Source organism: Microbacterium sp. 18062, from assembly GCF_902706225.1.
Lineage (GTDB): Bacteria > Actinomycetota > Actinomycetes > Actinomycetales > Microbacteriaceae > Microbacterium.
In genome coordinates this window covers 1-7,628 of the sequence record NZ_CACSKB010000092.1, presented here as the reverse complement: position 1 = coordinate 7,628, position 7,628 = coordinate 1, and the positions used below count along the sequence as shown (strand labels likewise).

Sequence of the window (7,628 nt, the reverse complement as noted above, 5' to 3'; positions counted from 1 at the left end):
CCGGCCCCACGCCTCAGCGGCGGGTGACGAGGTCCTCGGCGAGACCCACGTAGGTCGCGGGGGTCAGGGCCAGCAGGCGCTCCTTGGCCGCGTCGCCGATGTCGAGGCCGCGCACGAACTCGGCGAGCTCCGCGGCTCCCACGCGGCGCCCGCGAGTGAGCTCCTTCAGGAGCGCGTACGGGTCGGTGACCCGCGACCGGCCGGCGACGACCTCGGCGCGCACCACGGTCTGGATGGCCTCGGCGAGGACCTCCCAGTTGCCGTCGAGGTCGGCCAGCAGCACGTCGCGCGCGAGGGAGATCTCGCCGAGCCCGCGCTGCAGGTTGTCGAGGGCGAGCAGCGAGTGGCCGAACGCGACGCCGATGTTGCGCTGCGTCGTCGAGTCGGTGAGATCCCGCTGCAGCCGCGAGGTCACCAGCGTCGAGGCGAGCGTCGCGAACAGGCCGCCGGCGATCTCGAGGTTTGCCTCGGCGTTCTCGAACCGGATGGGGTTGATCTTGTGCGGCATCGTCGACGAGCCCGTGGCGCCCGCGACCGGGATCTGCGCGAAGTAGCCGAGCGAGATGTAGGTCCAGATGTCGGTGGCGAGGTTGTGCAGGATGCCGCCGGCGTGCCGCGCGCGGTCATACAGCTCGACCTGCCAGTCGTGCGACTCGATCTGCGTGGTCAGCTCGTTGAAGCCGAGCCCGAGTCCCTCGACGAACGATCGCGAGATCTCGATCCAGTCGACGTCCGGCTCGGCGGACAGATGCGCCGACCAGGTGCCCGTGGCGCCGGAGAACTTCGCGAGGTACTCCGACGACTCGAGCTGGCCGACGACGCGCTCCAGGCGCCACACGAACACCGCGAGCTCCTTGCCCATGGTGGTCGGGGTCGCGGGCTGGCCGTGCGTGCGGGCGAGCATCGCCGCATCCTTCAGCTCCTCGGCGACCTCGCCGAGCCGCGCGACGATCGCCCGGAGCTTCGGCAGCCAGACCTGGGTCACGGCACGCTGCACGGTCAGGGCGTAGGACGTCGAGTTGATGTCCTCGCTCGTGCACGCGAAGTGGGTGAGCTCGGCGATGCGGTCGAGCCCGAGGCTCGCGAGGCGGTCGCGCACGAGGTACTCGACGGCCTTCACATCGTGACGGGTGACCGCCTCGCGCTTGGCGAGCCAGTCGATCTCGGCCTGGCCGAACTCGAGGTACAGCGCGCGCAGGCTCTGCTTCTCGGCGTGCGTGAGCGCGATCGTGCCGAAGAGGCCGCGGTCGGTCAGGGCGATGAGCCACTCCACCTCGACCTCGACGCGAGCGCGGTTGAGGCCGGCCTCCGAGAGGAAGTCGCCGAGCGCCGCGACCGCGGGGCGGTAGCGGCCGTCGAGCGGGCTGAGCGGCTGAACGGGGAAAGTCGACACGGTACTCCGTCGGATGCGGCGCCCGCTTCGCGGCCTACCCCGCGGAGCGGATGGCGGGTTCGAGTTGCCGGAAGAGCGCCCGGCACGCGTTCTCGATCATACCGAGCACCTCGTCGAAGGCCTCGGGTCCGGCGTAGTACGGGTCGGGCACATCGAGCGAGTCCGGTCCTTCGGCGTCGAACGACCTCAGCAGCACGACCTTGTCGGAGTCCGCCTCGGTGTGCGCCCACGCACGGAGATTGCGCTCATGGGAACGGTCGAGCGCGATCACCAGGTCGTTCCGGTCGAAGTCCGCGTAGGTGAACTGACGGGCGCGATGACGGGTGCCGTCGTACCCCCGCCGCTCGAGGGCCGCGGTCGTACGCGGATCCGCGGGCTCGCCGACGTGCCAGTCGCCGGTGCCCGCGCTCGTCGACACGACGCGATCTCCGAGTCCCACCGAGTCGGCGAACCAGCGGAACACCGACTCCGCCATCGGCGAGCGGCAGATGTTTCCCGTGCAGACGAACACCACGCGGAAGGGCGCGGAATCGGTCATGCCTCCATTCTGGTGCCCCGGGCCCGCCGTACGCCGAATCGACCTGTCCTGCACAGGACGTCTCGCACCCGGAGCTCTCCCGAACACGGATGCGGAGATGCCGCGGTGAGCGCCCGAGAGAGGACGATCGGTGCATGCACTGGGCGACCGAGCACGCGGCATCCGATGTCTGGGCCTTCGAACTCGAGGCGGCGAGGCGCAACCTGGCCGCAGCGCTCGCCGCGATCGAGCGGGTGTGCGGCGCCTCGCGAGACCTCGTCGCGGCGACGGCCTGGTCATCGCCCGCGATGGCGGCCTTCCAGGGGCAGCAGGATGCGTGGCTCGCGGATCTCGAACGTCGTCGGTACGACCTGGACGAGCTCGACCGGGTGCTGATCGACACCCGGTCGTACCTGCTCACGCAGGAATGGGTCCTGGCCCGATGAGCGACGGGCTCACGATCTCGTCGGGCGGCGCCATCGCGGTCGACACGGCGGCGCTCGAAGCGGCTGCCGCATCCCTCGACACGGCGTCGGAGACACTGGCCGAGGCGGCGGGCGAGCTCGCCCTGTGCGCTGAACGGCTGGGCGGCCGCGCCCTGCCGCTCCTCGGGGCGTACGGTCACGCGCGCCGGCTCGCCGAGGTCTTGTCGGCGTCGGCCGCGACCGCCGGCGAGCTCGCCGCGAAGCTCCGGTTCGCCTCGGCGACGTACGCCCTGGTCGAGTTGCGCGTCGCGCACGGGCTCGCGCGAGCGACGGGCGACGAGGCCGAGATCGCCCGCACACAGGGCGGGATCGACGCGCTCCTCGCGGAGTGGCCGGATGCCGATGCCGCCGCATCCGATGCGCTCTCGCTCGCCGGTCTCACCGGTCGGGACGCGGCGCTGCAGCTGCTGATCGGGGGGATCGTGCCGTCGCTGCTCGGATTCGGCCTGCTGCCGCTGCTCGCGTTCGCGCTGTCGGGTGTGCGGCGCAGCGGGCTCGGCACGGTCGGCGCGGCGCGGCCGCTCGCGCCGGGAGGCACGGCCGCGACGCTCGTGCCGCAGTTCGTCTCGCAGCGGGGCACGGCGCCCACGACACTCGCCGACGCGGCGGCGCGCATCCCCGCGTCGGGTCCTGCCCGGGTGCGCATCGAGCAATACGCGAGACCCGACGGAGGCCGCAGCTTCGCCGTGTACATCGCCGGCACCCGGGCGCTCGGCGGCGACGACCCGTGGGACATGTCCTCGAACCTCGAGTCCTTCGCCGGCTCGCGCTCCGACGCCCTCGCCACCGTCGAGGCGGCGCTGGAGAGCGCGGGCGCGCAGCCGGGCGACGAGCTGTATCTGTTCGGGCATTCGCAGGGCGCGATGATTGCGGGCCAGGTGCAGCAGAGCGGGGTCTACGAGGTCCCCGTGCTCGGCGGCTTCGGCTCGCCCACGGCGGTCGACCCGGGGGAGCAGACCTTCAGCGTGCAGGTGCGTCACGGTGACGACCCGGTCGCGGCGCTCGCGATCGGGCACGAGGCGCGGGTGGGCGCGGAGGGCAGCTTCGTCGCCGAGCGCACCGTCGACCCTGCGATGGGTATGCACGACCTGACCCTCCCGGCCCACCATCTCGACACCTACATCGACACGGCGGCGACGGCGGACGCATCGGGAGACCCGAGGGCGCTCGCTCTGCACGAACGGCTCGCGCCGCTCGCCGAGGCGGACCTCGTGCGGGTGGTCGAGTACGGCGCCGAGCGCGCGGCGGGCCCGGTGCTCGCGCCCGGGCGGAGGCCTGACCCCGGACCGGATCCCTCACTCTCCGCCCGCCCTATGGCACTCGGCGGCGGCTTCCCCCCGCCCCCGTGATGCGCGCGCGGCGTCCGGTCGCTGTGCGAGCGCCGCGAGACGACGCGTGAGGGCTCCGGCGTCAGTCCTTCCGCTTCGGGCGCAGGATGACCCCGAAGATCCAGTTGATGACCGAGATGAGCAGGGCGGCGACCACGCCCCACCAGAAGTCCTCGACGCGCAGACCCCATGTCCAGAACTGCGTGATCCAGCTCGTCAGCCACAGCAGGAACCCGTTCACGATGAGCGAGAAGAGCCCGAGCGTCAGGATGTAGAGCGGAAAGGTCAGCACTTTCACGACGGTGCCGACAATCGTGTTGACGAGCGCGAAGACCGCGGCGATCACCAGCAGCGAGATCACCAGCTGCAGGGTCTCGCCCGGCGAGAACGCGATCACGCTGACCCCGAGTGTGGGGATGAGCGTCACGACCCAGATGGCGAAGGCATTGACGACGACGCGGATGAGGAAGCCCATGCGGCCAGTGTGGCACGCCGCGTCCGCTCGACCGAGGCGGCGCGCACCGGCGGGGTCCTTCGGCGGGATCGTGCGCGCGAGCCGGTCCCCGAGCGGGGTCCGCTCCTAGACTCGGACCGTGAGCGAACCGACCCCCGTCCGCGTCCGTCCCGAGATCGCGGCCCTGCCCGTCTACCGGCAGGGCCGTCAGGCCGGCGCCGAGGCGTTCAAGCTGTCGAGCAACGAGAACCCGTTCGAGCCGCTGCCGCACGTCGTCGACGCGCTCCGCGACACGACCGCGGTGAACCGGTATCCGGATGCATCCGCCTCCCGCCTGCGCGCGCGCCTCGCCGAGCGCTTCGGCGTGACGGTAGACGAGGTGCACATCGGCGCGGGCAGCGTCTCGATCCTGTCGCAGCTGATCCTCGCCGTCTCGGGCCCGGGCGACGAGATCGTCTACCCGTGGCGCTCGTTCGAGGCCTACCCGGGGCTCGTGGTCGTCGGTGGCGCCGACCGCGTCGAGGTGCCGCTCGCCGCTGACGGCCGGCACGACCTGACCGCGATGGCCGCGGCGGTGACCGAGCGCACCCGCGCGATCATCGTGTGCAGCCCGAACAACCCGACCGGGCCCGTCGTCACGCAGGCGGAGTTCGACGCCTTCCTGCGCTCCCTCCCCGACGACCTGCTGGTGATCCTCGACGAGGCGTACGCCGAGTTCGTGACCGCGCCGGATGCGGTCGACGGCCTGCGGGAGCTCGGCGTCGTGCGCCCGAACGTCGTCGCCCTGCGCACGTTCTCGAAGGCCTACGGGCTCGCGGGGCTCCGCATCGGATACGCGGTGGGGCACCGCCGGGTGCTCGACGCCGCCCGCGCGACCGCCATCCCGCTCTCGGTCACCGCCCAGGCCGAGGTGGCGGCCCTCGCGAGCCTCGACGCCGAGGACGAGCTGCGCGACCGGGTGCGGATCATCGCCGAGCGGCGCGACCGCATCGCCGCGGGACTCCGAGACGCCGGATGGTGCATCCCCGACGCGCAGGGAAACTTCGTCTGGCTGCCCACGGGCGCCGAGACCACGGACGCGGCGGCCACCTTCGACGGGGCGGGCCTGATCGTCCGCGCCTTCCCCGGGGACGGCCTCCGGATCTCGATCGGCGAAGAGGAATCTGTGGACACCGTCCTACGAATCGCCGCATCCGTTGTCGAGGGTCTTCCAGAAGACCACCCGGCCCGGCGGCTAGCGTAGAACCCGTGACCCCGCCCGACACGGTGCCCCACGATGCGATGACGCCCGACGATCCGCACCTCGTGCGCGTCCTCGCGGCCGACGGATCCTTCGCGCCCAGCCCCGCCGCAGAGCCCTATCTCGACGCCGTCGCCGCGCTCGACGAGGCCGATCTCGAGACGTTCTACCGCGACATGACGGTGATCCGCGCGTTCGACCGCCAGGCGACGAACCTGCAGCGGCAGGGACAGCTGGCGCTCTGGCCGCCGAGCCACGGCCAGGAGGCCGCGCAGGTCGGGTCCGCCCGCGCCGCGCGCGCGCAGGACCACCTGTTCCCCTCGTACCGCGAGCACGTCGTGTGCACCATCCGCGGGGTGGACCCTGTCGACATCATCCGGCTCATGAAGGGTCTGACCCACGGCGGGTGGAACCCGTACGACCCGAAGAACGGCAACACGCACCTCTACACACTCGTGCTCGGGTCGCAGACCCTCCACGCCACGGGCTTCGCGATGGGGCTCGCCTTCGACGGCAAGAGCGGCACCGGCGACGCGGACCGCGACGAGGCCGTCATCGTCTACTACGGCGACGGCGCCTCCAGCCAGGGCGACGTGCACGAGGCCATGGTCTTCGCCGCGAGCTTCCAGACTCCCGAGGTGTTCTTCCTGCAGAACAACCAGTGGGCGATCTCGGTGCCGGTGCGCACGCAGTCCCCGGCGCCCCTGCACCTGCGCGCGGCGGGCTACGGCATGCCCAGCATCCACGTCGACGGCAACGACGTGCTCGCGAGCTACGCGGTCACCCGCCGCGCGCTCGATGAGGCGCGCGCGGGCGAGGGCCCCCGGGCGATCGAGGCGCAGACGTACCGGATGGGCGCGCACACCACGAGCGACGACCCCACCAAATACCGGACGGCCGACGAGGAGCAGTCCTGGGCGCTGCGGGATCCGATCGCCCGCATGCGCACGTATCTGCGCGGGCGTGGAGCGGGCGACGCGTTCTTCACCGAGGTGGATGCGGAGGCCGCCGCCGTCGCCGAGGACGCCCGCGCCCGCACGGTCGCCCTCGAGTCGATCCCGACCGACCTCATCTTCGACCACGTCTACAGCGAGGAGCACCCGCTGATCTCCGAGCAGAAGCAGTGGCTCGCCGACTACGAGGCGTCGTTCGGGGAGGAGCGGGCATGACCGACATTGCCACCCTGCCCCTCAGCAAGGCGCTGAACGCCGGCCTTCGCGAAGCCCTCGCGAACGACGACCACGTGCTGCTCATGGGCGAGGACATCGGCCCCCTCGGCGGCGTGTTCCGCATCACCGAGGGGCTGCAGGCCGAGTTCGGTTCGCGCCGCGTGATCGACACCCCGCTCGCGGAGTCCGGGATCATCGGTACCGCGATCGGCCTCGCGATGGCGGGATTCCGCCCGGTGTGCGAGATCCAGTTCGACGGCTTCGTCTATCCCGGCTTCGACCAGATCACCTCGCAGCTGGCCAAGCTCACCAACCGGCACGAGGGCGCTCTGCGCATGCCGGTCGTCATCCGCATCCCGTACGGCGGCCACATCGGCGCGATCGAGCACCACCAGGAGAGCCCGGAGGCGTACTTCACCCACACGCCGGGGCTCCGCGTGGTGAGCCCCTCGACGCCGAACGACGCCTACTGGATGATCCAGGACGCCATCTCCTCCGACGACCCCGTGGTGTTCCTCGAGCCGAAGAGCCGGTACTGGCCGAAGGGCGAGGTCGACTTCGCTGCGCGGGCGCTACCGCTGCACGCCTCGCGCGTGGTCCGTCGCGGCACCGACGTCACGCTCGTCGGCCACGGCGCGATGGTCGCGACCCTGCTGCAGGCGGCGGCCCTCGCCGAGTCCGAGGGAGTGTCGGCCGAGGTCGTCGACCTGCGCTCGCTGTCGCCCGTGGACTACGTCCCGATCCTCGAATCGGTGCGACGCACCGGCCGCATGGTCTACGCGCAGGAGGCCCCCGGCTTCACCTCGCTCGGCTCCGAGGTCGCGGCCACCGTCGCCGAGCGCGCGTTCTACTCGCTCGAGGCTCCGGTGCTGCGGGTCTCCGGGTTCGACACCCCGTTCCCGCCCGCGAAGCTCGAGGGCGTGTACCTTCCGGATGCGGACCGCATCCTCGAGGCCGTCGACCGCACCCTGGCCTACTGACCCCGTGCTCCTGACCGTGACCGAGCCGATGACCGTTGACCGTCCGACCCCCATGACCGCGA

The 7,628-nt window shown here is 71.7% G+C and carries 8 protein-coding genes; 5 read left to right on the top strand and 3 right to left on the bottom strand.

From position 1 onward, the window contains the following. Positions 1 to 13: 13 nt before the first annotated feature. Together purB and GVL03_RS18590 are read right to left on the bottom strand one after the other, a co-directional pair. A complete protein-coding gene (gene purB, locus GVL03_RS18595) occupies positions 14 to 1,393 on the bottom strand; it encodes an adenylosuccinate lyase (RefSeq protein ID WP_159502499.1) in 1,380 nt (459 codons plus the stop codon). A 34-nt stretch (positions 1,394 to 1,427) separates the two neighbouring features. Then, complete coding sequence (locus tag GVL03_RS18590; RefSeq protein WP_200847242.1) at positions 1,428 to 1,931, bottom strand: low molecular weight protein-tyrosine-phosphatase; 504 nt, start codon at positions 1,929 to 1,931, stop codon at positions 1,428 to 1,430. A gap of 134 nt (positions 1,932 to 2,065) precedes the next feature. Here GVL03_RS18590 and GVL03_RS18585 point away from each other — a divergent pair, with 134 nt between their 5' ends. Further along, the gene (locus tag GVL03_RS18585) at positions 2,066 to 2,356 is read left to right on the top strand and encodes a hypothetical protein (RefSeq protein WP_159502498.1); all 291 of its coding nucleotides are present in this window, start codon (positions 2,066 to 2,068) and stop codon (positions 2,354 to 2,356) included. Further along, positions 2,353 to 3,744: a hypothetical protein gene (locus GVL03_RS18580; RefSeq protein ID WP_159502497.1), complete on the top strand. Its 1,392-nt coding sequence runs from the start codon at positions 2,353 to 2,355 to the stop codon at positions 3,742 to 3,744. Before GVL03_RS18585 ends, GVL03_RS18580 begins: the two co-directional genes overlap by 4 nt. A 61-nt stretch (positions 3,745 to 3,805) precedes the next feature. Here the strand turns inward: GVL03_RS18580 and GVL03_RS18575 are convergent, their stop codons facing one another. Next, positions 3,806 to 4,198: a phage holin family protein gene (locus tag GVL03_RS18575; RefSeq protein ID WP_159502496.1), complete on the bottom strand. Its 393-nt coding sequence runs from the start codon at positions 4,196 to 4,198 to the stop codon at positions 3,806 to 3,808. A gap of 118 nt (positions 4,199 to 4,316) precedes the next feature. Between GVL03_RS18575 and GVL03_RS18570 the strand changes: the two genes are divergently transcribed. Genes GVL03_RS18570 through GVL03_RS18560 form a run of 3 tightly spaced genes read left to right on the top strand, consistent with a single transcriptional unit; the run spans position 4,317 to position 7,566 of the window. Next, complete coding sequence (locus GVL03_RS18570; RefSeq protein ID WP_159502495.1) at positions 4,317 to 5,420, top strand: histidinol-phosphate transaminase; 1,104 nt, start codon at positions 4,317 to 4,319, stop codon at positions 5,418 to 5,420. Between the two features lie 38 nt (positions 5,421 to 5,458). Then, a complete protein-coding gene (locus tag GVL03_RS18565) occupies positions 5,459 to 6,586 on the top strand; it encodes a thiamine pyrophosphate-dependent enzyme (RefSeq protein ID WP_159502500.1) in 1,128 nt (375 codons plus the stop codon). Continuing rightward, complete coding sequence (locus GVL03_RS18560; protein ID WP_159502494.1) at positions 6,583 to 7,566, top strand: alpha-ketoacid dehydrogenase subunit beta; 984 nt, start codon at positions 6,583 to 6,585, stop codon at positions 7,564 to 7,566. Before GVL03_RS18565 ends, GVL03_RS18560 begins: the two co-directional genes overlap by 4 nt. Positions 7,567 to 7,628: the final 62 nt, after the last annotated feature.